Genomic DNA, 24735 nt, shown 5'->3' with positions numbered 1-24735 from the left:
GCTGATCACGTTCGACCGGGTCGGCAAGCGCTTCGCCGACGCCGTCGTGCTCGACGACCTGTCCTTCGGCGTCCGCGCGGGCGAGAGGGTCACGCTGATCGGGCCGAGCGGGTCGGGGAAGACGACGATCCTGCGGATGCTGATGACCCTCACCCGCCCCGACAGCGGCACGATCACCCTCGCCGGCGAGCCGCTGTTCCACGAGCGGCGCGGCGACACCCTCGTCCCCGCGGGCGAACGACACCTGCGGGCGATGCGCCGGCACACCACGATGGTGTTCCAGCAGTACAACCTGTTCCCCAACATGCGGGTGCTGCGCAACGTGACCGAGGCTCCGGTGCACGTCCTCGGGCTTCCCGCGGAGGAAGCGGAGGAACGCGCCCGCGAGTTGCTGGACGTGGTCGGGCTGGCGGGCAAGCTCGACGCCTACCCGTCGCAGCTGTCGGGCGGCCAGCAGCAACGGGTCGCGATCGCCCGCGCCCTGGCCATGCGGCCGGACGTGCTGCTGCTGGACGAGGTGACCTCCGCGCTCGACCCCGAACTGGCCGCCGAGGTCCTCGACGTGCTGCGTGACGTCGCGCGGACGTTCGACGTGACCATGCTGTGCGTGACCCACGCCATGAAGTTCGCCCGCGACGTGTCCGACCGCGTGCTGATGTTCAACGAGGGCCGGATCATCGAGTCCGCGTCACCGGACGAGCTGTTCGACGCGCCGAAGCAGGAGCGCACCCGGCAGTTCCTGCGCTCGGTGATCGACGAGTCCTGACCGGCGGATCGCAAGGTTCTCGTCAGGTCCACGTCGGGGCGTAGTGGGAGGATCGTCGGGTGGAGGTCGGTGACGGCGCGGTCGTCCTGGTGGTCCGGGACGACGACTCGATGTCGCCGGTGGAAGTGGCGCGGTGGCTCCAGGAGCGCTTGGACGGCTGGCCCCCGGAAGACGTCGTGCTCGTGGGCGTGGTCGCGGGCGAGCTGTTCGACAACGCGGTGAACCACGGCTCGGCGCCCTACGTCCTGGAGCTCGACCTCGACGAGTTCGGCGAGACGATGCTGGTCACCGTGCACGACCGCGCCCGCGACCGGGCCTCGCGGTGGCGGCGGTCGGCGGGGCTGCTGCTGGTCGACGCGCTGTCGAGCCGGTGGGGAGTGCTCTCCCGGGACGGGACCACCACCGTGTGGGCGAAGTTGGACTTCGAGGACTGACCTCACGTGCGGCAGCACCTCCGCCGCCGCGAGCCCGGACGCCCACGCGGGCAGCTGCACTTGAAACCAAATTTCCAATCTGTTTTTATAGTCGCAGCGGTCGGCAGGCGATCGCCACCGTGGAAGGGGTCCGATGCCGCCCGCGCTCTCGTCCGAGGAGAAGGCCCGGATCACGGCGCTGTTGCTGGACACCGGACACCGGCTGTTCACGACGGTCGGCCTGCGCAAGACCACGTTGGACGAGCTGATGGCGCCCACCGGGGTGGCGAAGAGCAGCTTCTACCTGTTCTTCGACTCCAAGGAGGCCTTGTACCTGGAGCTGATGCTCCGGCAGACCGCCGAGGTGAAGCGGCGGGTCGTGGACGAGGCGTTGCTCGCGGGCTCCGACACGCGCGACGGCCTGCGCCGGTTCCTGCACGCCACCCTGCACGAGCTGGCCGTCAACCCGCTGTGGAGCCGGTTGACCAGCCACCCGGAGGAGATGCGCGCGGTCGCCGGGAAGCTCGACCCGGCGCGGGTCACCGCGTTGGCGGACAACCCGGTGACCGCCGTGTCGGAGTTCGTCGCCGACCGCCGACGCGCCGGCGACCTGGTGGACGTCGACCCGGCCGTGATCATCGGCGTGCTGCAGACCGTCCTGCTGGTGCCGATGTTCGTCGACCGGCTGGGCGACCCCGCCCTCCGTCCCGAGATCATCGACCTGCTGGTCGACATCGTCGCCGCGGGTCTCACCAAGCAGGGGGAATCGACGACATGACCAGACGAGCCGTGATCGTGGGCGCCGGCATCGCGGGCCTGAGCGCCGCGTTGCGACTGCGCCAAGCGGGCTGGGAGCCCGTGGTGGTCGAGCGCACGCCGGGCCGCCGCTCCAGCGGCTACGCGGTGACGTTCGGCGGGCTGGGCTACGACGCCGCCGAGCGCATGGGCATCCTGCCCGAACTCGACGAGCACCACATCACCCCCGACGAGATGCACTACGTGCGACCGGACGGCTCGACGAGGTTCACCGTGCCGGGTGAGACCGTGCGGGCGCTGCTTAGCAGGCGTGCGTTCAACATCCTGCGCGGCGACATCGAGGACGTCCTCTACCGCGCGGTGCGCGACGACGCCGACCTCCGCTTCGCCACCATCGTCACCGCGATCGAGCAGCACCCGGGCGGTGTCGGGGTGACCCTCAGCGACGGCTCGACCGAGACCGCCGACCTGCTCGTCGGGGCCGACGGCCTGCACTCCCACACCCGGTCCCTGGTGTTCGGACCCGAACGCGACCACCTGCTCGACCTCGGCCACGTGGTCGGCGTGTTCATGATGGACCGGCGACCCGACTTCCTCACCGAGGGCGCCACCGCCAGCCTCACCTCGCGCGGCCGCACCGTCGCCGTCATCAGCCTCGGCGACGACCGGGCCGCCGCGTTCTTCGGCTTCCGCACCGACGACGTCGCCCGCGACCTCGCCGCCGGACCGCACACCACGCTGCCGGAGGTCTTCGGCGACCTGGGCTGGCTCGTGCCCGACCTGCTCACCCGCCTGCGCACCGCCGACTCCGTCTACTACGACACCCTCAGCCAGGTCGTGCTCGACCGGTGGAGCGACGGCCGGGTCGTGCTGCTCGGCGACGCCGCCTGGTGCGTCACCCTCTTCGCCGGCTACGGCTCCTCACTGGCCGTCGGCGGCGCCGACCTCCTCGGCACCGCCCTGGAACAACAACCCGACATCACCACCGCCCTGGCACGCTGGGAGGCCGAACTGCGCCCGGAGGTGCGCCGCAAGCAGAAGCTCGGCCGCCGCGTCAAAGGGCTCTACGCACCCGCCGACCCGTTCCGGCTGTGGCTGCGCGACCTCCCGCTGCGCACCGCCGCGCTGCCGCCGGTGAGCCGCCTGCTCAAGCGCCGACTCCAACTGGCCGGCTGACCACCGGGCCGTGGACCCTGGAGGTGGTGGTCCGGTGGAGCCGGGGAACGAGGTCGCCCGGCGGGTCTCCCCCTGGGTTCACCGGGTCGGCGGCGCGGGGCGGGCGTCCCGCACGGCGAACGGGGTGCCCTGCTGGCAGGTGGTCGCCTGGCCGGGCTGCGCCACGCCCTCCACGACGACATCGGCACCCGCTCGCACCACCTCCGGGTCGGCGCCGAGCAGGAGGAACTGCCCGGTCTCCGTCGCCAGGACCAGGCAACCGGCCTCCACCCCCGCCTCCACCCGACCGCGCAGCGTCACCTCGGCGCGGGCAGGGGTGGAGGTCTCCGTCGCGGTGGCGGGAGCCGAGGTCGGTGAGCTCTCGCAGACGGGCGGCGGCATCAGGTCACCGTCACCGGTCGCCTCGACCATGGCGTCCAGCGTCGTCTCGCCGGCGCGCTCGAACACGAACGTCAGCGGCACGGTCGTGCCGGCGAGCACTTCCCTCGTGAAGTCGACGAGCCGCAGGTGGTAGGCGGAGGCGGCGCCGGCCGTCGCGCCCTCGGCGGGCACCTCGATGCGGTCCACCGGCTCACTCGTCCCGTCGCAGTCCCGGTCGGCGTGCAGTTCGACCCGCGCCGCGGCATCGCTCCGCACCGCCACCAGGGCGTCCGTGTGGTCCGCACGGCTGAGCAGCGTCAACCAGACCGTCGCGTCGTCACCGGGCCGCCAGCGGTGCTCCGGCGGAGGTTCGACCACGACGTTGCGCAACTCGACGTCGCCCACCTGCCCGTTGGACCCGATCGTGCCGCTCTCCAACTGGCGCTGGGGCTCACCGCAGGACACCACCGCCACCGCGACCGCGGCGACGACGGCTCGCAGAACAAGGGCTCGCAGACGGTCCATAGTCGACGGCTACCCACCGGCGACGCGCCGCAACACCTGTGCCCCACCGTCAGGTAATCGCAAGGTGAACCTGACGACAACCTTGCGATCCAGCCGGCTGCGGGGTGACTTGCTGACGATCTCCTTGCGGTGCAACGCCGATCCGTCCGAGCACGGGAACGGGAACCTAGCCTCGGAGGTGACCGGACCACCGAGCGACGGAGGCGACAGATCGTGATCGACATCGACACCACGGCCGCCCGGGCCATCGACGAGCTGACCGCGGCCACCGGGGTCGGACGTCAGGGTGGACTGCGGATCGCGTGCGCCGACCACGCGGACGACCGCGATTTCGAGTTGTCCATCCAGCCGCACCCGGCGGTCGACGACGTGGTGGTCGTCCGCGACGACGCCCGCGTCTTCCTCGACCCCCGCGCCGCGCGGGCGCTGTCGGGCAAGGTGCTCGACGTGCGCAGGCGCCAGGCGGGCCGGATCCACTTCGGCGTGTACCCCCAGGCTTGAGAGGAACCCGGGCACCACGCACGTGGTGATCCGGGCCGTACCTTCCAATCGGCTTGCGTAGTGCCGCCGCGGCGCGATCCGACGCGGCGGGCCGGCCGCCCTGACCCGACAATCGAGGCATGACGCTCTCCGTGCTGCTCGTCGAGGACGACGAACACATCAGGCAGGCCCTGGGGCTCGCGCTCGACGACGAGGGCTTCGCCGTCACCGACGCGGTGTCCGGCGAAGACGCCCTGGACCTGTTGCGGACCACGACGTTCGACGTGGTGCTGCTGGACCTGATGCTGCCCGGCGTGGACGGCTTGGAGGTCTGCCGAACCCTGCGCTCTCAGGGCGACCTGCCCATCATCATCGTCACCGCTCGCACGGACGCGAGCGACGTGATCGCCGGGCTCGAAGCCGGCGCCGACGACTACGTCACCAAGCCGTTGATGGCCAGCGTGCTCGCCGCCCGCATGCGCGCCCTGTTGCGCCGCACCGGCCGACAGGACGAAGTCCTGCGCCTGGGCGACGTGGAGGTCCAGCCCGAGGTCGGCACGGTGCTGCGGGCGAACACGGAGGTGCACCTGACCCGCACCGAGTTCCGGCTGCTGGTGGAACTGGCCTCGGCGGAGGGCCGGGTGGTCAGCCGCGAGCAGCTGCTGCAGCGGGTGTGGGGCTACGACTACTTCGGCGACACCCGGCTGCTGGACGTGCACATCCGTCGCCTGCGCCGCAAGGTCGAGCACGACCCCGACGACCCGAAACTGATCGTCACCGTGCGCGGCGTGGGCTACCGGGCCGGCCTCTGATGCTCCGGCTGTCGTTGCGGTGGCGGGTCGCCCTGGTCCTCGGCGCCGGTTCGCTGCTGCTCACCAGCGCGATGGCGGTGCTGGTGTGGAACCTGGCCTCGGGGTACATGCTGCGCCAGCGCGAGCAGAGCGCCACCCGGCAGGCCGAGGTCAACGTCCGGCTGGTCGACGAGGCCCTGCGCACCGGCTCCGACGCGCTCGAAGAGCTGCTGACCGGCCTGACCACCGGCCCCGACTCCACCGTCCTGCTCTACCGGTCGGGTCAGGTGCTCACCAGCGGCCGGCAGATCGATCCGCAGGTCCTGCCCGAGGAGCTGGTCGACCTGGGCCGCCGCGGCGTACCGGCCTCGCAACGACTCGTCGTCGACGGCATCCCGGTGCTGGCGGTGAGCCTGCCGATCAGCTCCACCGACGCCGCCTACGTCGAGCTCGCGCCCCTGGTGCAGCTGGACAGCACCTTCCGCTTCCTCAGCATCCTGCTGATCACCGGAACCGTGGCCAGCGGGCTGCTGGGCGTCGCGCTGGGCTCGTGGGCCAGCGGCCGCGCCCTGCGTCCGCTGACCGAGCTGACCAGGGCCGCGTCCCGCATCGCGGGCGGCGACCTCAAGGCGCGCCTGCCCACCCAGACCGACCCCGACCTGGCGCACCTGGCCACGACGTTCAACTCCACCGCCGACGCGCTGGAGGAACGGGTGCTGCGCGACGCCCGCTTCGCCGGCGACGTCAGCCACGAGCTGCGCTCACCCCTGACCACCATGGTGAACGCGGCCGAAGTGCTCCGCCGCCGCCGCGCCGAGATCCCCGGCACCGCAGGCCGCGCCCTGGACCTGCTCACCTCCGAGGTCGACCGGTTCGCCCGCACCGTCGTGGACCTGCTGGAGATCTCCCGCGCCGACCAGCAGGCCGACGACACCGACCTGGAGCTCATCGACCTCGCGTCGTTGGTCGACAACGTGCTGGAGTCCCGTCCCGGCACCGAGGTCCCGGTCCGGACGGAACCCCCCGGCCCCCGGGTCCTCGGTGACCGCCGCCGCCTGGACCGGGTGGTGAACAACCTGCTCGACAACGCCGAGCGCCACGCCGGTGGAGCGGTGCGCGTCGCGGTCCGGTCCCACGGCGGCCGCGCCAGGCTGGAGGTCGACGACACCGGGCCGGGCGTGCCGCCCGAGCTGCGCGACCGCATCTTCCACCGCTTCGACCGCGGCACGCGGGCGGGCAGCCGCGGCACCGACACCGGCAGCGGCCTCGGCCTGGCCCTGGTCGCCCAACACGTCCACCGGCACGGCGGCGCGGTGTGGGTCGAGGACAGCCCCGGCGGCGGCGCCCGCTTCGTCGTGGAGCTCCCGGAGGCACGCCGGTGAAGACCTCCCCCGCGCTCGGACTGACCGCGTGCGCGGTGCTCACGCTCTGCGGCGTCCTCACCGCCTGCGGCGTCACCGCGCAGGACGAGCCGCAACCGCTCACGACCTCCACGGTGGCGCCCGTGCACACGCCGACCGTCACCCAACGTCCGGACCCCACGGCCCCCGCACCTGCCTCGTCGACGACCGCGACGACGCCGGTCCCGGCCACGCCGACCCGCTGACCTTACGTGCCGCGGCGACCTTGCGGTTGCCTTGCGAGGTCCGCCCGGCCGTTTAACGCCTCGTCACCCGGGAACGCTCGGACGGGAGCGGTGCCGCTCCACCACGGCGACAGCGCGCACCGCGAGTGCGCCCCAAGGCCCACCTCGGCGAAGGAAGGGGCAGGCGATGAGCGTGGCGTCACGGCAGACCGGGGACCGGGGGTTCTTCGGACATCCGCGAAGCCTCGCGCACCTCTTCGGCGTGGAGATGTGGGAGCGGTTCTCGTTCTACGGGATGCAGGGCATCCTGACCATCTACCTCTACTACTCGGTGGTCGAGGGCGGGTTGGGACTGCCGGAGGCCACGGCGACGAGCATCGTCGGCGCCTACGGCGGCGTGGTGTACCTGTCGACGATCGTCGGCGCCTGGGTGGCCGACCGCCTCGTGGGATCCGAACGCGTCCTGTTCGGCAGCGCGGTCCTGATCATGTTCGGACACGTCGCCCTGGCCCTGGTGCCCGGTTTCCTCGGCGTCGGAATAGGGCTGTGCGCGGTCGCGCTGGGCAGCGGAGGGCTGAAGGCCAACGCGACGGCCATCGTCGGCTCGCTGTACGCCGAGGGCGACGAACGGCGTGACGCCGGGTTCTCCCTGTTCTACCTCGGGGTGAACGTCGGTGCGTTCACCGGGCCGCTGCTGACCGGCCTGGCCCAGGAGGAACTGGGCTTCCACTACGGCTTCGGGCTGGCCGCCGTCGGCATGGCGATCGGGCTCGCCCAGTACTCGTTCGGCCGGCGGAAACTCCCCGAGGGGGTGAACGTCGTGCCGAACCCGCTGCCTGCCGGCCGCCGGCCGTTGGTGGCCGCGGGCGCCGTCGCGGTGGTGGCCGCCGTGGTCGCGCTGGTGGCGACCGGTGTGGTGCGGCCGGACAACCTCGCCACCACCGCGGTCGTGGTGATCCTGGTGGCGGCGCTGGCCTACTTCGCGGTCATCCTGTCCAGCAAGAAGATCACGGGTGTGGAACGGCGGCGGGTGGTGGGCTTCATCCCGATGTTCCTCGCCAGCTTCGTCTTCTTCGCGCTCTTCCAGCAGCAGTTCACCGTCGTGGCGATCTACGCCGACCAGCGGCTGGACCGCACGTTCTTCGGCTGGGAGATGCCGGTGTCGTGGGTGATGGCGATCAACCCGATCTTCATCATCGTGCTCGCCGGGGTGTTCGCGGCCCTGTGGACCAAGCTCGGCCCGCGGCAGCCGTCCTCGCCGGTCAAGTTCGCGCTCGGCACGGTGTTGATGGGTGTGGCGTTCCTGCTGTTCCTCCCGGTGGCCGGTGGCGCCGCCAACACGACACCACTGCTCGCGCTGGTCGTCATCCTGCTGGTGTTCAGCGTCGCGGAACTCCTGCTCTCACCGGTCGGGCTGTCGTTGTCGACCAAGCTCGCACCCGCCGCGTTCCGCACGCAGATGGTGGCGTTGAACTTCCTGTCGATCGCGCTCGGCACCGCCACGGCGGGTTCGCTGGCCAAGTACTACAGCGTGGACGACGAGGCTCCGTACTTCGCGTTCGTGGGCGGCACGGCGGTGGTGCTGGGTGTCGTGCTCGCGGTGGCCAGTCCTCACATCCGCAAGCTGATGAGCGGCGTCCGCTGAGCCGGGAGCCGGCGACAGCGTGGTGACGTCGGACCTGAGCGCCCACATCGTCGCCGTCGTGCCGGGCTTGCCCGGTGCAGGCATGGGGTCGGTCTCCTCGCGGGGTCGGCCGGCCCGCCGGAAAAGGCAGCGGGCCGGCCGGGTCTCGACTGATGCGGGGGTTACGGCGTGACCGAGAGCAGGTGGGCCTTGAAGCCCTCGCCGACACCGGGCTCGGGCGTGCCGGCCCAGTCCTTGATGAGCACCGCGCCCGTGGTGCAGCCCCACGGGGTCCAGGTCCAGGCGAGGTAACCGATGTGGTTCGCGTCGGCCCAGTCCGCCAACCGCTCCATGTAGTCGTAGCCGCAGTTGTCCTGGCCGAACTCGCCGAGCACGACCGGCACCTGCTGGGCGACCGGTGCGATCTGGGTGTCCCAGCAGGTCTCGGTGACGCAGGCGTTGAAGCTGTAGGCGTGCCACGACGCGGCGATGTTGTTCAACGGGTCGGTCGGCTTGTGCGCCAGCCACTCCCGCATGTCGTTGGCCCACTCCAGGCCGCCCAGCATGAGGACGTTGGTCGCGCCGGTGGCGCGCACGGCGTCGACCAGGTCCTGCATGCCGGCGGTCTCGTAGGAGATGCCGGTGCAGGCGCCCCCGTCCCGCCAGCACTGCCAGCCCAGGGTCTTGTCCCAGTTGGCGGCCATCTCGGGGTACGGCTCGTTGAACAGGTCGAAGACGACGGCGTCGTTGCCCTTGAACGCGGTCGCGACGCCGGCCCAGAACTGCGGTGCGTACTTCGCGTCCGGCATCGGCTTCTGGCACAACGCGTGCTCGTCCTTGCAGTGCCAGTCGGGACCGGTCGTGTAGGCGCCCCAGGTCCAGTGCAGGTCGAGGATCACGTTGATGCCGTTGGCGACCAGCAGGTCGACGTAGTCCTTGACGGCCTGCTGGTAGGTGGCGCCGCCGGGCGAGCCGTGGACGCCCAGCCAGCACTCCTCGTTGAGCGGGACCCGCACCGCGTGGATGTTCCAGGTCTTCATCGCGTCCACCGACGCCTGGTCGACCGGACCGCCGTCCCACATGCCCTTGCCCTGCACGCAGGCGAACTCGCTGCTGGAGCGGCTGACCCCGAGCAGCCGGTACGGCACGCCGTCCGCCGTGACCAGCTTGTTGCCGGTCACGTGCAGTTCCGGCGCCGGCCCGTCGACGGGCGGAGTGGTGGTCGTCGTCGTGGTCGGGTCGACACCGGTGCACGCGGCGCCGTTCACGGCGAAGCCCGTCGGCTTGGCGTTGGCGCCGCTGTAGGAGAAGTTCGCTCCCGCCGACACGCTGCCCTTCGCGGCGATGGTGCCGTTCCAGCTCGCGTTGGTCACGGTGATCTGCTTGCCCGACTGCGACCAGGAGCCGTTCCAGCCGTGTTGCAGGGTCTGGTTGCCGGCGTAGGAGTAGGTCAGCGTCCAGCCGTCGACCGCCGACGAGCCGAGGTTGGAGATGGTGACGTTCGCGCCGAACCCGCTGCCCCAGTCGTTGGTGGTGTAGTCGACTCGGCAGGCGAACGCCGCGTCCGCGCTCCCGCCGCTCGCCCACGACCCACCGGCCGCTGCCACCAGGGCCGTGCCCGCGATGGACACCACGGCGCCCAGCGCGGCGATCGAGGCACGACGTTTTCTGGTTTTCTCGAACATCTGCACTCCTTTGTGCGAGTGACACCTGGTCCGCCACCGTGTGGTCCGGAAGCGGTTTCCGCAGACAGAAGAAGAGGGACGCCCGGTCGAAGATGGCTGTTCCCGACCGCGCGCCCACCGACAAGATCGAGCAGGAAGGGCCGACGGGGCGGTGGCGCCGGAATCGACGGCCTTGTTCCGCAGCACCCTTTGACAGCCGAGGGCGGTGCAGCGATCAGCCGAACCGGAGTCCGACGAGCGGCCGTGAAGAAGTCGACTCCAGCACGCGGGGACGCGGCAGAGCGACCGGCCGGGAGGCCCGATCGGTGCCCTCACCGGGGACTGGATCGGATTCCGCGGTGACGGAGCGGTAGCCGATCCAGCGCCACAGGGCGTCCACTCGTCCGCCGGCAGGCACTTCCGGGTCGGCGACGACCTCCGGCACGGCGCCTCCGGCTAAGCGCGAGCGCCGGCCGTCCTGCGGGTTCGAGCGCGTCATGGTGGCCCACTTCCTCGTCGATCAGCGGGGAGTCGGAGCCCTCAGATAGTTACTCAGGTAGGTGAACTAAGTCAACTCCACTGGCGTACCAGGAGGTGACACCTGCCTAGGGGAAGCGCTTGAGCGGGATATACCCCCAGGTCAGCGCTTTGTTAGGCAACTTGAAATGCGGAACTGGAGCGACGAGCGTGGTCGCCTTGATCCTCGGCGCAGGACCCGCGATCGAGGACACCAGCCGTGACGTCACCGCAGTGCGCGGACGTGCCGCGTCGGTCCGGCCCTGCGGTCAGGTCTGCGCTGCTTCCCTCTCGGTTCGACCGCCACCCGCTCGGGCGGGCGCCGGCCGCGCCCCGCCCTCGGAGCGGCCGTCACCGGGGATCAGCTCGCTCTGCAGCACGAGAACCGCCCCGCCGATCGCCGCCGCGTCCGATCCGTTGACCGACGGCATCACCCGCACCGGGTGCGCCTCCCGGGCGAACACCCGACGGTCCAACTGCTCCTGGATCACCGCCTGGTAGATCGAGCCCGCCACCGCGAAGCTCTGCCCGGACAGCACGATCACGTCCAGGTCGAACAGGGTTGCCAGGGAGACCGCGGCATGACCGATGTAACGCGCCGACCGCTCGACGAGTTCACGGGCGTCCGGGTCGCCGGCGTTGGCCGCCGCCACGATCCGGGCGAACTCGGTGAGGAAGTCGTCGCCGGTCGGGTCGAGCGCCAGTCGTCGGGCCAGTGCCGGGATCGCCAACGCCTGCCTGACCAGCGCCGACGGGCCGGCGAAGTTCTCCAGGCAGCCGACGTTGCCGCACGGGCACTCATCGCCGTGCACGTCGACCGAGATGTGGCCGATCTCCGCGCTGTTCGACGAGCTGCCCCGGTACACCTCGCCGGCGACCACCACCCCGCCGCCGATCCCGGTCGCCATGTAGATGCAGCCATAGGCGCTGCGCGGGTCCACCGCGCCCATCCAGTACTCACCGATGGCGGCCGCCGCGGCGTCGTTGTCGAGCAGCACCGGCAAGCCCAGGCTCTCCTCGAGACCTCGCGCGACGGGGTAGCCGTGCCACTCCGCGGTGGGGTACGGCGTCAGAAGCACACCCGCACGCCGGTCCTGCGGGCCGTAACTGACCAGGCCGGCCCCGAGCACCTTGGCGCGCTCGACGGCCGCCGTCGCCAGCAGGGCGTCCACCTGCGCCGCCACCATCGGCAGCGCCCGCTCCGGCGGCATCGACGCCACGCCCTGGAACGAGGTCCGGGCCACCGGCCGCCCGGCCAGGTCGACGACCACGATGACGCAGGTGTTGCGCTCCAGCTGGATCCCCACGCTGTAGCGGGCCTGCGGGTTCAGCTGGACCAACGTGCGCGGCTTGCCCCCCGTCGGCGCACCACGACCGGCTTCGACGACCAGACCGTCGCCCAGGAGCTCGCGCACGACCTCGGAGATCGTCGCACCGGTGAGACCGGTTGCCGTCGCGAGCTCCACCCGGCTGATCGAGCGCGCCGCCCTGATCACGTCCAGGACCAGCCCGCGCGTCTTCGGCCGGTTCGCCCAGACCGGGCTCCTCGCCACGGTTCCCTCCCAGTCCCAGCTTCGTCGGACCACATCATCCATCGGGCTCATCCAGGCCGTCGTCGATCACGGTCCGCCGACAACCCCACCTAGCAGCACGTTTAGCTATCATAACGAACTTAATAAAGCACGGGCACGCGGCCGACCCCGGCGGAGACGACCGGGCGGCGGCACGCGGGGTCGGACGCCGTCAGCGCTCTTGCACGCTCACCTCAGACGGATCTACGTCTTCTTCGTGACCGAGACCAAGTAGCACCCGCCTGGGTGCACCGGGACCATTGCGCGCATGACAGCGAACGCGCCAGCGGCGGCACAGGGGTGCGTCTTCTGCGCCATCGTGGCGCGACAGGCCGAGGCCAGCGTGGTGCACGAGGACGAGACCGTCGTGGTCTTCATGGACCTGAACCCCGTCACGCCGGGCCATCTGCTCGTCGTGCCACGCAAGCACGCGGCGGGCCTCGAAGACCTCGACGGAGCCACCGGCGCCCACGTTTGGTCGGTCGGTCACGACATGGCGCGAGCCTTGCGCCGCTCGAACCTGCGCTGCGAGGGGATCAACGTCCTCCTCTGTGATGGCGAGGCCGCCTTCCAGACGGTCTTCCACTTCCACCTTCACGTGATCCCCCGTCACGCCGGAGACTGCTGGACCCTCAAGGCCGATCCGCCGGAACGCGAGAGGTCACTCCTCGACCGCGACGCGCAAGCGGTCAAAGACGCCATCGCGTCGCCGGACTGACCGGTCACGTCCGCCCATGCCACCTAGCGGCCAGCGGGCCGTGACCGAGCTGGGATGATGTCGGTGATGAGCACTCAAGCGGAAAGTGACCAGGCGAGCCTTCGGCAGCGGTTGGAGGCGTTGAAGCTGCCGGTCGTGTCGCTCCGACGTCACGGCTTCGTGATGCCGGCAGATCCGGGCGCGATGATGCGGGAACCCGAGGCAGTAGGCGTGGGTCCCGACGGTACGGCCTTCGCCGTGTGGCCTCACCGCGATGGCGGCAACCGGAAACAGGTGACCTGGCACGTTGGCGGCCGGCGGAGAGTTGTCGGAGCCGTCGACGTCGAGACCGACCTACAGGTGCGTTTCGTGCAACCGCTGCCCGGGGAGCGCGTTCTACTGGTGGCGGCCCGGGCCGGCAGGTTCGGCGAGGTCAACGCGGAGGTGTGGACCAGCAGCGGCGAGCTCGCGCACAGCGGTCACCTCGGTGACGCGATCGAGGAGCTGCTGACCACACCCGAGGGCAAGGTTTGGGTCGGGTACTTCGACGAGGCGATGGGCGGGAGTGGGCCGGAGGGGCACGGGCTCGCCCGCTTCCGGGGAGACCTGACCGCCGAGTGGCTCTATCCGCTGGATGCCGGTCTGCCCTACATCTCCGACTGCTACTCGCTCAACGTCGAAGGTGAGACCGCCTACTTCTGCCCTTACACCGAGTTCCACGTCCTGTCCGCTACCGGCTCGCAGGTGACCGATTGGGGACCCTCCCCGTGCGAGTCGGCTCACCACCTGCTGCGACGCGGTCCGGACCTCGCTCTTCTCCGCGGCACGGGCCCCGAGTACGACGTCGCGACGTTGCTGCGGATCAGCCGCGACGGGGTGCACCAGGAAGGCGGGCGATGTCGTGTGGTCCTGCCCGACGGCATGGAGGCCCGCCGATTGCGTTACACCGGCAGAGGCGATGTGCTGCACGCCTTCCTCCGATCGACCTGGTACTCCATAGACCTGGACGGTCTGGGCGCGGCAGCGGGCCGCCCCGGCGCGTAGTCGGCACAGCGTCACGGATGATCCAGCGGTGAACGCGACGGCCCGGAGCTTGCGGTTGATCGGGTACTGGCTCGGCCCTGAGGCGCCCGGGTGGCCCGATGTCCGGTCGTTCGTCGATCCCTCACCCGATGCCGCGCTGCGCGATCGCGTGGTGGCATACCTCCGCGGCGGGAGCGTGTTCGTCGCTGCCGCGGGCACGTCGGCATGTCGTCTCTGCGGGCGGATGAACGGTAGTGCGGAGCTGACCGACGGCGTTCGCTTCGTCTGGCCCGAAGGGCTCCCGCACTACGTCGAGGCCCACAACGTCAGGCTGCCGGCCGAGGTCACCACGGCGATGGACGTCGTCCCACCGCCGGTCGACGTCGCCGAGTTCGAGCGCCGCCTGCTCGACACGCACGAGTTGATCATCGACGCGGACTGGTGGCGAGACCTCAGCGGAAGCTGACGTCCGGGCGTTGACCCGATCACCTCGTCTCGCTAATGTCGGATCCGGCGTGGCCCACGCCCCACCTCCATCGACTGTCCCCAGCACAGTCCTGGCCGGAGGCAAAGGGACTTCTCGTCTCGGGTCGCCGTCGTAGTCCGTCCGTCTCGGGCGTGGTGGTCGCCGGGGGACCGTCGTCCGGGATCCGGAAGGCCCTCTCATGACAGCGAACCGGAATTTCAAGCGCAAGGTCCGAGCCCGCGCGGCCAAGACCGGGCAGTCCTATTCGACTGCCCTGCGACACTTCCGCCTGGGTCACTTCCGGCCGACTCCGACACGAGAAGCCATGCCGGAATCCGACCACGTGCGGCTGGCCGTGGCCCAGACCACCATGCGCAGCGAACCTCGTGACAGCGCCGAGTTCCGCGCCGGCGGGCGCGACATCCGTCGGATGATGAGTGAGGCGCACGACGCGGGTGCGACGCTCGTGCACTTCCCCGAAAGCGCGATCTGCGTTCCCGACAAGTACATCCTGTCCGGTGGCGACCCGGCCGAGGCCGGGCCGGCGAACTGGGACCTGTTCGCCTGGGGCGCGCAGCGGCAGGAGCTGACCGCGATCGCGGCACTGGCCGGGGAACTGGGGCTCTGGACCGTGCTCGGCTCAACCCATCGCCTGACCTCGCCCCACCGTCCGCACAACAGCCTGTACGTGATCTCCGACCAGGGGCGGCTCGTCACGCGGTACGACGAGCGCATGTTGTCGAACACCAAGATCACCTACATGTACACGCCCGGATCGAGCCCGCAGACGTTCACCGTCGGCGGTCTGCGGTTCGGGCTCCTGCTCGGGATGGAGGTCCACTTCCCCGAGCTGTTCCTCGAGCAGGAACGGCTCGACGTCGACTGCGTCCTGTTCTCGACACACGGGCCGGGTGAGCGGCCCGACGACGGGACGTTCGCCGCCGAAGCGCGGGCGCATGCGGCCGCCAACCGCTATTGGGTCAGCTACGCGGGGCCGACGTGGGGCGTGCCATCCGGCGTGATCTCCCCGACGGGGCACTGGGACGCCCGGTGCCCCGAGGTCGGGAGGCCCGGACTGGCACTCGTCGACCTCGACAGCAGTCGGGAGAACGGCGCACGGCAGTGGAGGCGCACCGCGCGATCGGGGATCTATGAGCCGCACTTCGTCCCCGAAGACCGCAGGAGCAACGACGTCCACTCGTTCTAGAGGTCCTTGCAGAAGCCGCCACGGGAAGATCCAACCGGCCGCCACCGGAAGGGACCGTCAGCGCCGCTATCCGCTCATGCCGATGTCAGGACGTCCGAAAGCTCGTGATCCGGCCTGTGTTGAGGCTTCCGCCAGAGGAGTTGGTACGACTGCGCTCGGTCGAGGTTCGAACGAGGGTCGGCAACGCACTCTCATGGCGCTGATCGGCCGTCACGGTGCAGCGGGGCGGTCGTGCGGCGGGTCGAGCGATTTCCACGTGAGTTCGGGCAGTGGGCCACTGGTGATGTCGAGGTCCGCGCGGGCATGGGCGTAGAACTCGTTGCGCAGTCGCATGGCACTCCGGTAGGCGTCGGCGAAGGAGGACGAGTCGGGGTCGTCCTCGCGCAGGATGTGCTCCAGCCGCCACACCTGCTCGCTCCACGTTCGTGCGGCGGCGATGGTCGTCGGCTCGCCGAGGAGCAGGACGGTCTCCCACCGCGCGGCTCGTTCGGTCTCCGCCTCCGCGAGGGCCGTGAACGCGGAGTCGAGGTCGATGGGCTGACCCGTGGACAGCAGCCCCTTGGTCTCCGCGATCCGGCGGCACAAGCGGACCATGTGCTTGACCGCGTTGGCGTACTCCGAATACGCGACGAGGCGTTTGTCGTCCCACCGGGCGGACTGCGCTCGTCGCCAGCGGATCCGCTCGGTAGCGGACGTGACGACGAACGTCGCGGCTGAGCCGAGCAGGACACCGACGATGGTCAACACCTGCGCAACAATCGGGTTCACGGATCCCAGCCTGCCGGCTCTCCGGACGACTCAGGCGCTCATCCAACGGCAAACGGACGCCGACCCGAACCGTCGGCACCGGGCCGCCCCTCGACCGGTGTGGTGCAGCGGGCAACGCATGGACATGCCGATGTGAGTGCGGCGGATGGTGGCCGGATGGCACTTGAGGTGGTTGGAGAGGCGCGCCGCGTGGCTCGCAGGGAACCGCGGCGCCGTCCTGCCGGCCGCTGGTATGTGCGACGACAGGTGCGCGCGGTAACGCGAGGAGCGTCTCGAACTCTGAGGACCTGGGCGGCGGGGCTCAGGACGCCACCGGTGTCGTGGGCGGGGCTCTTCGCGCCTTTCTAGGACGACGCCCCAAGGTGGGCTCCCTGGTCAGGCGCGGGCGTAGCGGTCGGCGAGGGTGTGCAGCAGCGGCCTGAGTTCGCTGGGCGACTCGACGGTGAAGTCCATGCCCAGCATGCCGATGTAGGCGGCGATCGTGTCCAGTGAGTCGGCGCCGGTGACGAGGACCGAGGTGGTGTCGTTGACGGTCTCGACCACGCCGACGCCGGGGTGGATCCGGTCGAGGACGGCTTGGGCCGGTGCGTCGACCCGGAGGCGTGCGTGCACCTGCCAGCCCGTGAACGCGACACGGCGCATGGTGAAGCTCGTGTAGTCCTCGTCGGGCAGGACGGTGGGGGCGAACCGGCGGTGGGTGCGCATGCGTGGCGTGATCCAGTCCGCCCGGTAGACGTCCCACTCGCCGCTGGACGGGTCGCGGGCCACGAGGTACCAGCGTCGCTTCCAGGCGAGCAGGCGGTAGGGCTCGACGAGCAGCGAGGTGTCCCGGTAGTCGAAGCGGAACCACTCGACGTCGTGGATCGCGGTCGCGATGGTGCGCAGCACGGCGGGGTCGACCTCGGGGTCCGGGGCGTCGGTGTCGGTGTTCTCCGGCGCGTGGTCGACGACCGAGGCCAGCGCCTCCACCGTCGGACGCAGGCGTGGCGGCAGGACCTGTTCGAGCTTGGCCAGCGCGCGGGCGCTGGAGGTCTCCAGCCCGGCGATGCCGCGGCCGGCGCGCAACCCGATCGCCACGGCCACCGCCTCCTCGTCGTCCAGGAGCAGCGGGGGTAGCTTGCCGCCCGCGCCGAGCCGGTAGCCGCCCGTCGCGCCGCGGGTGGCCTCGACGGGGTAGTCCAGCGTGCGCAGGCGCTCCACGTCGTTGCGGATGGTGCGGGTCGTGACGCCCAGCCGCTCGGCGAGTTCGGTGCCGCTCCACGACGGGCGTGACTGGAACAGCGCCAGGAGCGCGAGGAGCCGCGCCGATGTGTCCGCGGTCACTACGACGACCTCCGTCTTATAGGAACGAACCTTTCCTATAGGCACTCTAACGTCTGCGCCATGACGAACACGGAGATCCGCCCCTTCCGCATCGAGGTCACGCAGGCCGAGCTGGACGACCTGACCGGTCGCCTCGACCGCACCCGCCTGCCGCAGCCGGCGCCGGGCGACACCTGGGAGCACGGCACCCCCAACCACTACCTGCGGGAAGCCGTGGCGGCGTGGCGCGCGTTCGACTGGCGCGCCGCCGAGGAGCGCATCAACGCCCACCCGCACTTCGTCACCGAGATCGAGGACCAGCCGATCCACTTCATCCACGTCGAGTCGCCGCACGAGGGCGCGACGCCGCTGCTGCTCGCGCACACCTACCCCGGCTCGTCGGTCGACTACCTCGACATGATCGGCAGGCTCACCGACCCCGTCGCCCACGGCGGGCGCGCCGAGGACGCGTTCCACGTCGTCGTGCCGGACGCGCCCGGCTTCGGCTTCTCCAACCCGGTCACCGAACCGGGCTGGACCACCGCCCGCGTGGCCCGCGCCTACGACACCCTCATGCGCAGGCTCGGCTACCAGCGCTACGGCGTCCACGGCTCGGACAACGGCGCGATGGTCGCCCGCGAGCTCGGCATCCTCGCCCCGGAGGGTTTCCTGGGGTTGCACGTGCTGCAGCTGTTCTCCTTCCCGTCGGGCGACCCCGCGGAGTTCGAACGACTCGAACCGCAGGACTACGCCGGTCTGGAGCACATGCGGTGGTTCCAGAAGGTCGGCGGCTACAACACCATGAACGCCAGCAGGCCGCAGACGGTCGCGGCCGGGCTCAGCGACTCGCCGGTCGGGATGCTCGCCTACAGCGAGCTGTTCAACTCCTTCGGCAACGGCACGTCCCTGGTGCCGTTGGAGACCATCCTCACCGAGGTGTCCGTCAACTGGTTCGCGAACGCCGCCGCGGGCATGACCCGGTCCTACTTCGACAACGCGGCCGCCCCCGCCGACGAGCCCGCCCCGGTGAACGCCTCCCCCACCGGCGTGGCGGCGTTCGCCGACGACTTCCAGACCATCAAGGTGTTCGCGGAACGGGACAACTCCAACATCGTGCACTGGAGCCGGTTCGAGAAGGGCGGCCACTTCGCCGCACTCGAAGTCCCGGAGATCGTGGTGGACGACATCCGGGCGTTCTTCACCGCGCTGCGGTGACCTCCCGGCAACGGCCTCCCCACCCCGCGGATGCCGCACATGCCCCTCGCATGTGCGGCATCCGCGTTTCAGTCCCGGTTCGGTCGGGGGCAAGCCCGATTCGCAGCGGGCCTGGGGGCGTCACGGGGTCAGAGCCAGCCGCGCTGCTTGGCGGCCAGGGCCGCCTGGAAGCGGGTGCTCGCGCCGGCCCGGGCCATCAGGTCCGCCACGTGGCCGCGGAACTTGCGGACCGAGACGTGCAGCGAGCGGGCGGCCGATTCGTCGGTGTCGTGGTGGGCCAGGGCGTGCAGCACCCTCCGTTCGATCGGGGACAAGGGGTGGTCGTCGAGGTCCCGCGCGCGCGACCACGTGCCGTCGAAGACGTCGACCAGCATCGCGACCAGGCCGGGCTGGCGGATCTGCAGCACGCCTCCCGCGTGCTCCGCCGGGTCGGCCCGGACGAACGCGACCGCGCGGTTGACCAGGACGAGGTGGCGCACCGGCTCGGTCGTGACGCGGTGCCGGTCGCCGACCGCGTGCCACTTGCGGACGTGGTCGTACCGGCCCGGGTCCTCCAGGGCGTCGGCCGGCACCAGCGTCCGGCTGCGCAACCCGCACGCCAGCAGGCCGGCGAACGGCGTGCCGGTCCCGTCGTCGTGGACGCCGTCGCGCACCCGGGCGAGCTCGCCCGGCTCGTCGGCCAGCAGTCCCAGGACGCGCCGCACCGCGGCCGAGCCGTCCGGGACGTGCTCGACCAGGTGCACGGGCCGGCCGCTGCGGTGCTCCTCGCTCAGCTCGGTGAGCACGTCCCACGCCCGGGTCAGCCCGGCCAGCTGCCGCCGCGTCCGCTCCAGGCGGTGGCGCACCAGCAGGTCGACCGCGACCGCCGGCTCCACCGCGGTCGCCGCGTCGTCCACCAGGCCCAGCGCGCGCAGCTGTGCGGCGACCGCGCGGGCGTTCGGCATGAGCAGCTCGGCGCCCGCGCTGTCCACATCGGACGTGCGGCTGCGCAGCAGGTGGCGGTACAGCCGTTCCTGGTCCGCGGTGAGGCCGAGGTCGAGCAGGCCTGTCATGGTTCCCCCTCCCCGGAGCCGGCCTAGCGCCGGGGCCCGTAGGTCAGGCGCCGCAGGACGGACTCGGCCGGGCCGGGCCGGGTGGGCGACGCCGCGGCGACCAGCACGGCGACGAGCCACACCGCGACCGCGACGACCACGCCGACCAGGGTCGGGCTCGCGAACCGCTCGTCGAGGGCGAGGGTGAACGGCGCCAGCAGCACCAGCCACGCCACCGACTGGAACAGGTACCCCGACAGCGACCGCCGCCCCAGCGCGGCGAGGGCGCCGACGACCCGGCCGGACGGCGTGACCCGCAGGGCGAGCAGGCCGAACACCGCCACGTAGCCCGGACCGGCGAACATCCCGCTGCCGCCGTGCAGCAGCAGCACCAGCTCCGCCGTCGACTCGTCCACGTGCAGCCAACCCGCGCCCACCAGTGCGGCCGGGAGCCCGCCGGCGACCGAGAGGCCGATCCCGACGACGGCGGTCCACCGGAGCACGGCCACGTGGCGCGCCGGCTCCTCCAGCACGCGGCGGCGTGCTGCCCACATGCCCAGCCACGAGATCAGGACGAACGGCAGGGCGGTCGCGGTGTGCACCGGCCACTCGCCGAGCCGGTCGAGCAACGACGTGAGGTAGTCGGGCGCGACGAGGGACGCGACGTGGTCCACGGGCAGCGGGGCGGACCCGGTCGACCCGAGCACGCCGCCGAGCGCGACGACGGCGATCACGACGACCTCGACCGCGGCCACCGCCCAGATGACCAGCGCGATCCGGTGGAACTTGTCGCCGCGGCGCAGCAGCGCCAGCGTCATCACGAGACCGACGATCCCGTACGCGCCGAGGAAGTCGCCGTAGTACAGCAGGGTGCCGTGCACGAGTCCGAACGCGACGAGCCACGCGTTGCGGCGCACGAGCACCGAGCGGACCTCGCCCGGGGTGGCGCCGGAGGCCGCCTGGCGGCGGGCGAGCTGGACGAGCCCGTAGCCGAACATCACCGCGAAGACCGGGTAGCCCCGGGCGTGGGCGAGGTCGAAGAGCAGGAAGGTGAGGCCCCGGTCGACCCCCTCGGGCGCCGGGTCGAGGCCCGGCTCCCCCGCGAAGACCACGCCCGCGGCGTTGGCCAGCGCGATGATCAGCAGCATCACGCCCCGGGCCAGGTCGGGCGCGAGGGCCCGTTCACCGGGCCGGACCGGCCCCCTGGTCGTGCGTGGCGCGGCGTCGAACCTCATGCGTTCCCCCAGGTTGTGATTGGCCAGCATTAGTGTGCCTGACAAAGTATCAGGTGCAAACTAATTGCTTCTGGCATGATGGGGCGAAATCGGCCGAAGTGGACACGAGGGCATGGCGAGCGAGGACTTCGTTCCGGCGGCGTTGCGCCGGTTGTGGCGGATGTCCGAGCCCTCGCGCCTCGGGCGGCGACCGGCGCTGGACATCGACCGGGTCGTCACGACCGCGGTGGAGATCGCCGACCGCGACGGTCTCGGCGGCGTGACCCTGCCCAAGGTGGCCCAGGCGCTCGGCTTCACCGGCATGTCGCTCTACCGGCACGTCGGCTCGAAGGACGAGCTGCTCGTGCTCATGGCCGACCACGCGCTCGGCCCGCCGCCCGAACCGGCCGGCGAGGACTGGCGCGACGGACTGCGCGACTGGGCGTTCGGCCAGCGGGCGATCTTCCGGCGCCGGCCGTGGCTCGTGCAGGTGCCGGCGTCCGGACCGCCCTCCGGGCCGAACCAGGTCGCCTGGATGGAGGCCGCCCTGGTGGTCCTGGCCCGGACCGGTCTGGACTGGCCGCACAAGCTCGGCGTGCTGTCCCTGGTCGGCGGGTACGTGATCCACTCCGCCCGCCAGGACGGCGAGTTCACCGCGGCCAGGGCCGAGGGCCAGGAGCAGGCCGAGGCCGAACGCGACTGGGCGGTGGCCCTGGCCCGTCTCGTGCAGGGCGGCCGGTTCCCGGAGACCGCACGGCTGTTCTCGTCGACGTTGTTCTCCGCGCCGCCGGTCGTCGCCGGCGTGGACATGGCCGACGCCGACTTCTCGCTGGGCTTGGACCTCATCCTGGACGGCGTGGCCGCGCGGATCGCCCGCACCTGACCGCGCGACGGTCCTCCGTGCACGATCCTGCACGGACTCCTGCAACCGCTCGCTCTTCCGCGCGACCGCCGGTGATCGACATCCTGGCGTCATGGACCGATCCGACGTCATCGACACCTGCACCGCCATGGCCTGGCACGCCGACCACCGCGAGTGGGACCGGCTCGGCCGGGTGTTCGCCGACGAGGTGACCCTCGACTACACCAGCCTCAACGGCGGCGAACCGGTCACCCTGACGCCCGCGCGGATCATCGAGGGCTGGCGGGCCGGGCTGGGCGCCTACGCGGCGACCCAGCACCTGCTCGGCAACCAGCTGGTGACCGTCACGGGCGACACCGCGGTGTGCACCGCCACCGTCCAGGCCACCCATCGCAAGCCCGACGGCGCCCTGTGGACGCTCGGCGGCTTCTACCGCTTCGACCTGGTCCGCACCGGCGAGGGCTGGCGGATCGGTGGCGTGGTGCTGACGGTGGCGTGGAGCGAAGGTGAGCGGTGAGGCCGGCGGTGATCGCGGGCGTGGCCGCCGCCGTCCTGGTGGCCGGCGCGGCGGCGCTCGTGGCCGGTGACGACTTCCTGCGCGCGGTCGTCACCGACGCCGTCCACCCGGTTCCCCCGACGACCGCCTCGGTCGACACCCTCGACCCGGCGGCGCGGCGCTACCTGGACGCCGTCGCCGCAGGGGACGCCGACGCGGTGGCCGCCGCGTTCACGCCCGACGCCGTGGTGGTGGACGTCGGGCGGGAGATCCGCGGCCGGGACGCGATCCGCGCCTGGGCCGAGGCCGAGGTGGTCGGCGGCGCCTACACCCTGCTCGACCACGGCCCGCGGCCCGGCGGCGTCACCCTGCTCGTCCGCTTCCAGCCCGGCGGCGCGGGCGGTTTCCGCGCCGACTACGGCTTCGACATCACCGACGGCCTGATCACCAAGGCAACCCTGGAGTACGCATGGACAAGGTCACCTTCGACAGCGACGGCGTGACCCTCACCGGCAACCTGTTCCTGCCCGACGGCGTCGAACGGGCGCCCGGCGTGGTGGTCGCGGGCACGTGGACCAGCGTCAAGGAGCTGATGGCCGACCGCTACGCGCGGCGCCTGGCCGACCGCGGCTACGCGGCCCTGTCGTTCGACTTCACGGGCTTCGGCGAGTCCGCGGGCGAGCCGCGGGACGTGGAGGACCCGGCGCGCAAGGTCCGCGACATCCACCACGCGGTCGGCTTCCTGGCCGCCCACCCCGCCGTCGACGGCGACCGGCTGGGCGCGCTGGGCATCTGCGCCGCGGCGATGTACATGGCGGACAACACCGCCCGCGACCCCCGCGTGAAGTCCCTCGCCCTGGTCGCGCCGTGGCTGCACGACGCGGCGATCTGCGAGGTGGCCTACGGCGGCGCGGACGCGGTCGCGGAGAAGATCGAGATCGGCCGCGAGGCGCGCTCCCGCTACGACGAGACGGGCGAGATCGACTACGTGCCCGTGGTCAGCGCCACCGATCCCCGGGCCGCCATGCCCTACGACATCGACTTCTACCTCAACCCGGACCGCGGCGGCATCCCGTCGTGGCCCAACCGGTTCGCCGTCATGTCCTGGCCGGACTGGCTCACCTACGACTCCATCGCCCTCGCGCCGCGGATCACCCGGCCCACCCTGCTCGTGCACAGCGAGGACGCCGCCATCCCCGACGGCGCCCGCCGCTTCCACGCCGGGCTGACCGGTCCCGCGGACATCCTGTGGACTCAGGGCACGCAGTTCGACTTCTACGACCAGGAGCACCAGGTGACGCTGTCGGCCGACACCGCCGCCGCCCACTTCGGGAGGACGCTGCGATGATCCTCGTCACCGGAGCCACCGGCAACGTCGGCGGCGAGGTCGTCCACGCGCTGGCGCGGGCCGGCGCACCCGTGCGCGCCCTGGTGCGCGGACCCGTCGAACTGCCGGTCGAGCAGGTCGTCGGCGACCTGGACCGGCCGGACTCCGTCGACCCCGCGCTCGACGGCGTCCGCGGCGTCTTCCTGCTGCCCGGTTACCGCGACATGCCCGGACTGCTCCGCCGGATCGCCGCCGCCGGGGTCGAGCGGGTGGTGCTGCTGTCCAGCCAGGCCGCCGTGGCCACCGACACCGCCAACGCCGTGTCGGCCTACATGGTCGAGTCGGAGGCGGCGGTCCGGGAGTCCGGTGTGGACTGGACGTTCCTGCGGCCGGCCGCGTTCACGTCGAACGCCCTGCGGTGGCTGCCCCAGCTGCGCGCGGGCGACGTGGTGAGCGACGCGTTCGGCGACGTGCCCATCGCGTCGGTCGACCCGGCCGACATCGCGGCCGTGGCCGTCGCGGCGATGCTGGAGCCGGGTCACGAGGGCCGTGCCTACCCGCTGAGCGGGCCCGAGGCGCTCCTGCCCGAGGACCGGGTGCGGATCCTGGGCCGGGTGCTGGACCGTGACCTGCGCTTCCAGGCGTTGGGTGACGACGAGGCCAGGGAGCGGATGAGCGCCACCACGCCGCCCGAGTACGTCCGGGCGTTCTTCAGCTTCTACCGCGACCGCACGATCGACGAGACGACCGTGCACCCCACCGTGGAGCAGGTCACCGGCCGGCCGCCCCGCACGTTCGAGCAGTGGGCCACCGCCCACTCCGGGCTGTTCCGCTAGGAGGTTTCACGATCCTTCCTTCGTCGGGCAACCTCGGGGCACACGGGGTGCGTTCCTGGTTGTG

At 71.4% G+C, this 24735-nt stretch carries 26 protein-coding genes; 19 read left to right on the top strand and 7 right to left on the bottom strand.

The genetic code is table 11. The features are described from left to right. Position 1 precedes the first annotated feature (1 nt). The 4 genes from ehuA (at position 2) to ABTZ99_RS07650 (ending at position 3111) form a co-directional block, all read left to right on the top strand. Complete coding sequence (gene ehuA / locus ABTZ99_RS07665) at positions 2 to 766, top strand: ectoine/hydroxyectoine ABC transporter ATP-binding protein EhuA (RefSeq protein WP_498778199.1); 765 nt, start codon at positions 2 to 4, stop codon at positions 764 to 766. Between the two features lie 59 nt (positions 767 to 825). Further along, positions 826 to 1200 (top strand): ATP-binding protein, encoded by a 375-nt coding sequence (locus ABTZ99_RS07660; RefSeq protein ID WP_498778002.1) that lies wholly within the window; start codon positions 826 to 828, stop codon positions 1198 to 1200. Between the two features lie 133 nt (positions 1201 to 1333). Then, the gene (locus tag ABTZ99_RS07655) at positions 1334 to 1957 is read left to right on the top strand and encodes a TetR/AcrR family transcriptional regulator (RefSeq protein ID WP_499609171.1); all 624 of its coding nucleotides are present in this window, start codon (positions 1334 to 1336) and stop codon (positions 1955 to 1957) included. Beyond that, entirely contained in the window at positions 1954 to 3111 is a 1158-nt protein-coding gene (locus ABTZ99_RS07650; RefSeq protein WP_498778007.1) for an FAD-dependent oxidoreductase, read from the top strand. The genes ABTZ99_RS07655 and ABTZ99_RS07650 overlap by 4 nt, the downstream gene beginning before the upstream one ends. A gap of 78 nt (positions 3112 to 3189) precedes the next feature. Here the strand turns inward: ABTZ99_RS07650 and ABTZ99_RS07645 are convergent, their stop codons facing one another. Further along, the gene (locus ABTZ99_RS07645) at positions 3190 to 3996 is read right to left on the bottom strand and encodes a copper chaperone PCu(A)C (protein WP_499609168.1); all 807 of its coding nucleotides are present in this window, start codon (positions 3994 to 3996) and stop codon (positions 3190 to 3192) included. 213 nt (positions 3997 to 4209) lie between these two features. Between ABTZ99_RS07645 and ABTZ99_RS07640 the strand changes: the two genes are divergently transcribed. The 5 genes from ABTZ99_RS07640 (at position 4210) to ABTZ99_RS07620 (ending at position 8497) form a co-directional block, all read left to right on the top strand. Continuing rightward, positions 4210 to 4497: a hypothetical protein gene (locus tag ABTZ99_RS07640; RefSeq protein ID WP_498778012.1), complete on the top strand. Its 288-nt coding sequence runs from the start codon at positions 4210 to 4212 to the stop codon at positions 4495 to 4497. A gap of 119 nt (positions 4498 to 4616) precedes the next feature. Beyond that, on the top strand, positions 4617 to 5288 hold the full coding sequence (locus ABTZ99_RS07635; RefSeq protein ID WP_498778014.1) for a winged helix-turn-helix domain-containing protein: 672 nt from the start codon (positions 4617 to 4619) through the stop codon (positions 5286 to 5288). Continuing rightward, positions 5288 to 6649, top strand: a complete 1362-nt coding sequence (locus tag ABTZ99_RS07630) for a sensor histidine kinase (RefSeq protein ID WP_498778016.1) — start codon at positions 5288 to 5290, stop codon at positions 6647 to 6649. Before ABTZ99_RS07635 ends, ABTZ99_RS07630 begins: the two co-directional genes overlap by 1 nt. After that, positions 6646 to 6873 (top strand): hypothetical protein, encoded by a 228-nt coding sequence (locus ABTZ99_RS07625; protein WP_498778018.1) that lies wholly within the window; start codon positions 6646 to 6648, stop codon positions 6871 to 6873. Before ABTZ99_RS07630 ends, ABTZ99_RS07625 begins: the two co-directional genes overlap by 4 nt. Before the next feature lie 166 nt (positions 6874 to 7039). After that, complete coding sequence (locus ABTZ99_RS07620; protein WP_499609164.1) at positions 7040 to 8497, top strand: peptide MFS transporter; 1458 nt, start codon at positions 7040 to 7042, stop codon at positions 8495 to 8497. Positions 8498 to 8658: 161 nt separating this feature from the next. Here the strand turns inward: ABTZ99_RS07620 and ABTZ99_RS07615 are convergent, their stop codons facing one another. Both ABTZ99_RS07615 and ABTZ99_RS07610 read right to left on the bottom strand, forming a co-directional pair. Beyond that, entirely contained in the window at positions 8659 to 10161 is a 1503-nt protein-coding gene (locus ABTZ99_RS07615) for a cellulase family glycosylhydrolase (RefSeq protein WP_499609162.1), read from the bottom strand. A 764-nt stretch (positions 10162 to 10925) separates the two neighbouring features. After that, positions 10926 to 12209, bottom strand: coding sequence for an ROK family transcriptional regulator (locus tag ABTZ99_RS07610; protein WP_499609159.1), 1284 nt, complete (start codon positions 12207 to 12209; stop codon positions 10926 to 10928). 286 nt (positions 12210 to 12495) lie between these two features. Between ABTZ99_RS07610 and ABTZ99_RS07605 the strand changes: the two genes are divergently transcribed. The 4 genes from ABTZ99_RS07605 to ABTZ99_RS07590 all read left to right on the top strand — a co-directional run bounded on the left by ABTZ99_RS07605 (position 12496) and on the right by ABTZ99_RS07590 (position 15620). Continuing rightward, positions 12496 to 12945 carry an HIT family protein gene (locus ABTZ99_RS07605; protein WP_499609156.1) on the top strand — a complete coding sequence of 150 codons (450 nt, stop codon included), beginning with the start codon at positions 12496 to 12498 and terminating at the stop codon, positions 12943 to 12945. Between the two features lie 66 nt (positions 12946 to 13011). Further along, on the top strand, positions 13012 to 13968 hold the full coding sequence (locus tag ABTZ99_RS07600; protein ID WP_498778028.1) for a hypothetical protein: 957 nt from the start codon (positions 13012 to 13014) through the stop codon (positions 13966 to 13968). A gap of 28 nt (positions 13969 to 13996) precedes the next feature. Then, a complete protein-coding gene (locus ABTZ99_RS07595; protein ID WP_498778030.1) occupies positions 13997 to 14413 on the top strand; it encodes a hypothetical protein in 417 nt (138 codons plus the stop codon). Between the two features lie 325 nt (positions 14414 to 14738). Next, complete coding sequence (locus tag ABTZ99_RS07590) at positions 14739 to 15620, top strand: carbon-nitrogen hydrolase family protein (protein WP_499609152.1); 882 nt, start codon at positions 14739 to 14741, stop codon at positions 15618 to 15620. Positions 15621 to 15830: 210 nt separating this feature from the next. On the opposite strand, the gene ABTZ99_RS07585 is transcribed toward ABTZ99_RS07590, so the two are convergent. Beyond that, positions 15831 to 16388, bottom strand: coding sequence for a hypothetical protein (locus ABTZ99_RS07585; protein ID WP_499609149.1), 558 nt, complete (start codon positions 16386 to 16388; stop codon positions 15831 to 15833). Between the two features lie 375 nt (positions 16389 to 16763). Next, a complete protein-coding gene (locus tag ABTZ99_RS07580) occupies positions 16764 to 17711 on the bottom strand; it encodes a helix-turn-helix transcriptional regulator (RefSeq protein ID WP_499609147.1) in 948 nt (315 codons plus the stop codon). Positions 17712 to 17771: 60 nt separating this feature from the next. Between ABTZ99_RS07580 and ABTZ99_RS07575 the strand changes: the two genes are divergently transcribed. Beyond that, complete coding sequence (locus ABTZ99_RS07575) at positions 17772 to 18905, top strand: epoxide hydrolase family protein (protein ID WP_499609144.1); 1134 nt, start codon at positions 17772 to 17774, stop codon at positions 18903 to 18905. A 128-nt stretch (positions 18906 to 19033) separates the two neighbouring features. Here the strand turns inward: ABTZ99_RS07575 and ABTZ99_RS07570 are convergent, their stop codons facing one another. Both ABTZ99_RS07570 and ABTZ99_RS07565 read right to left on the bottom strand, forming a co-directional pair. Then, positions 19034 to 19957, bottom strand: coding sequence for a hypothetical protein (locus ABTZ99_RS07570; protein WP_499609141.1), 924 nt, complete (start codon positions 19955 to 19957; stop codon positions 19034 to 19036). Between the two features lie 23 nt (positions 19958 to 19980). Beyond that, positions 19981 to 21171: a DUF418 domain-containing protein gene (locus ABTZ99_RS07565; RefSeq protein ID WP_499609138.1), complete on the bottom strand. Its 1191-nt coding sequence runs from the start codon at positions 21169 to 21171 to the stop codon at positions 19981 to 19983. Between the two features lie 112 nt (positions 21172 to 21283). Here ABTZ99_RS07565 and ABTZ99_RS07560 point away from each other — a divergent pair, with 112 nt between their 5' ends. The 5 genes from ABTZ99_RS07560 to ABTZ99_RS07540 all read left to right on the top strand — a co-directional run bounded on the left by ABTZ99_RS07560 (position 21284) and on the right by ABTZ99_RS07540 (position 24671). Then, entirely contained in the window at positions 21284 to 22033 is a 750-nt protein-coding gene (locus ABTZ99_RS07560; protein ID WP_498778045.1) for a TetR/AcrR family transcriptional regulator, read from the top strand. A 91-nt stretch (positions 22034 to 22124) separates the two neighbouring features. After that, the gene (locus ABTZ99_RS07555; protein WP_498778047.1) at positions 22125 to 22529 is read left to right on the top strand and encodes a nuclear transport factor 2 family protein; all 405 of its coding nucleotides are present in this window, start codon (positions 22125 to 22127) and stop codon (positions 22527 to 22529) included. Continuing rightward, entirely contained in the window at positions 22526 to 23011 is a 486-nt protein-coding gene (locus tag ABTZ99_RS07550) for a nuclear transport factor 2 family protein (RefSeq protein WP_499609134.1), read from the top strand. The genes ABTZ99_RS07555 and ABTZ99_RS07550 overlap by 4 nt, the downstream gene beginning before the upstream one ends. Further along, entirely contained in the window at positions 22978 to 23856 is an 879-nt protein-coding gene (locus ABTZ99_RS07545; protein WP_499609132.1) for an alpha/beta hydrolase, read from the top strand. The genes ABTZ99_RS07550 and ABTZ99_RS07545 overlap by 34 nt, the downstream gene beginning before the upstream one ends. Beyond that, entirely contained in the window at positions 23853 to 24671 is an 819-nt protein-coding gene (locus ABTZ99_RS07540) for an NAD(P)H-binding protein (RefSeq protein ID WP_499609128.1), read from the top strand. The genes ABTZ99_RS07545 and ABTZ99_RS07540 overlap by 4 nt, the downstream gene beginning before the upstream one ends. Positions 24672 to 24735: the final 64 nt, after the last annotated feature.

The sequence above is a fragment of the Actinosynnema sp. NPDC002837 genome, assembly GCF_040295345.1.
Classification (GTDB): Bacteria; Actinomycetota; Actinomycetes; order Mycobacteriales; family Pseudonocardiaceae; genus Actinosynnema.
This window is presented reverse-complemented; position numbering and strand designations above follow the sequence as displayed.

Excerpts from the sequence above, each read along its gene's own strand:
- ABTZ99_RS07575 (WP_499609144.1), top strand. The coding sequence starts at position 17,772 with ATGACGAACACGGAGATCCGCCCCTTCCGCATCGAGGTCACGCAGGCC.
- ABTZ99_RS07645 (WP_499609168.1), bottom strand. The coding sequence starts at position 3,996 with ATGGACCGTCTGCGAGCCCTTGTTCTGCGAGCCGTCGTCGCCGCGGTC.
- ABTZ99_RS07615 (WP_499609162.1), bottom strand. The coding sequence starts at position 10,161 with ATGTTCGAGAAAACCAGAAAACGTCGTGCCTCGATCGCCGCGCTGGGC.
- ABTZ99_RS07600 (WP_498778028.1), top strand. The coding sequence starts at position 13,012 with ATGAGCACTCAAGCGGAAAGTGACCAGGCGAGCCTTCGGCAGCGGTTG.
- ABTZ99_RS07650 (WP_498778007.1), top strand. The coding sequence starts at position 1,954 with ATGACCAGACGAGCCGTGATCGTGGGCGCCGGCATCGCGGGCCTGAGC.
- ABTZ99_RS07630 (WP_498778016.1), top strand. The coding sequence starts at position 5,288 with ATGCTCCGGCTGTCGTTGCGGTGGCGGGTCGCCCTGGTCCTCGGCGCC.
- ABTZ99_RS07565 (WP_499609138.1), bottom strand. The coding sequence starts at position 21,171 with ATGAGGTTCGACGCCGCGCCACGCACGACCAGGGGGCCGGTCCGGCCC.
- ABTZ99_RS07590 (WP_499609152.1), top strand. The coding sequence starts at position 14,739 with ATGCCGGAATCCGACCACGTGCGGCTGGCCGTGGCCCAGACCACCATG.
- ABTZ99_RS07540 (WP_499609128.1), top strand. The coding sequence starts at position 23,853 with ATGATCCTCGTCACCGGAGCCACCGGCAACGTCGGCGGCGAGGTCGTC.
- ABTZ99_RS07620 (WP_499609164.1), top strand. The coding sequence starts at position 7,040 with ATGAGCGTGGCGTCACGGCAGACCGGGGACCGGGGGTTCTTCGGACAT.
- ABTZ99_RS07635 (WP_498778014.1), top strand. The coding sequence starts at position 4,617 with ATGACGCTCTCCGTGCTGCTCGTCGAGGACGACGAACACATCAGGCAG.
- ABTZ99_RS07570 (WP_499609141.1), bottom strand. The coding sequence starts at position 19,957 with ATGACAGGCCTGCTCGACCTCGGCCTCACCGCGGACCAGGAACGGCTG.
- ABTZ99_RS07605 (WP_499609156.1), top strand. The coding sequence starts at position 12,496 with ATGACAGCGAACGCGCCAGCGGCGGCACAGGGGTGCGTCTTCTGCGCC.
- ABTZ99_RS07545 (WP_499609132.1), top strand. The coding sequence starts at position 22,978 with ATGGACAAGGTCACCTTCGACAGCGACGGCGTGACCCTCACCGGCAAC.
- ABTZ99_RS07555 (WP_498778047.1), top strand. The coding sequence starts at position 22,125 with ATGGACCGATCCGACGTCATCGACACCTGCACCGCCATGGCCTGGCAC.
- ABTZ99_RS07560 (WP_498778045.1), top strand. The coding sequence starts at position 21,284 with ATGGCGAGCGAGGACTTCGTTCCGGCGGCGTTGCGCCGGTTGTGGCGG.
- ABTZ99_RS07655 (WP_499609171.1), top strand. The coding sequence starts at position 1,334 with ATGCCGCCCGCGCTCTCGTCCGAGGAGAAGGCCCGGATCACGGCGCTG.